Below are 419 nucleotides of genomic sequence, written 5' to 3' on the forward strand. Positions count from 1 at the left end.
TGCCCAGGGGGCGACCGAGCAGGGCGCCTCGACCGAGGAAGCCTCGGCGTCCGTTGAGGAGATGGCCGCCAACATTAAGCAGTCCGCGCAGCACGCCGCCGCCACAGCCGCCGCCACACGCCGCTCGGCCGGAGACGCGCAGCGCTCGGGTGAGGCCACGGCCGAAGCGGTGGCCGCCGTGACCGCCATCTCCGAGCGCATCCAGATCGTTCAGGACATCGCCCGCCAGACCGATCTCCTCGCGCTCAACGCCGCCATCGAGGCGGCGCGTGCGGGCGAGGCTGGCCGCGGCTTCGCAGTGGTGGCCTCCGAGGTTCGCAAGCTGGCCGAGCGCAGCCAAGTGGCCGCGCGCGAGATCGGCCAGCTGTCCGCCCGAACCGTGCAGGCCGCAGGAACCGCAGGGCACCGCATCGCTGACC

General features: G+C 73.3%; 1 protein-coding gene. It reads left to right on the top strand.

What is annotated here, in order from left to right; translation table 11 throughout:
* Positions 1-419, top strand: a 419-nt coding sequence (locus I6F37_RS41705) for a methyl-accepting chemotaxis protein (protein WP_225154626.1), incomplete at both ends; no start/stop codon positions are given.

It is taken from the genome of Bradyrhizobium sp. NBAIM08 (genome assembly GCF_020193935.1).
Classification (GTDB): domain Bacteria; phylum Pseudomonadota; class Alphaproteobacteria; order Rhizobiales; family Xanthobacteraceae; genus Bradyrhizobium; species Bradyrhizobium yuanmingense.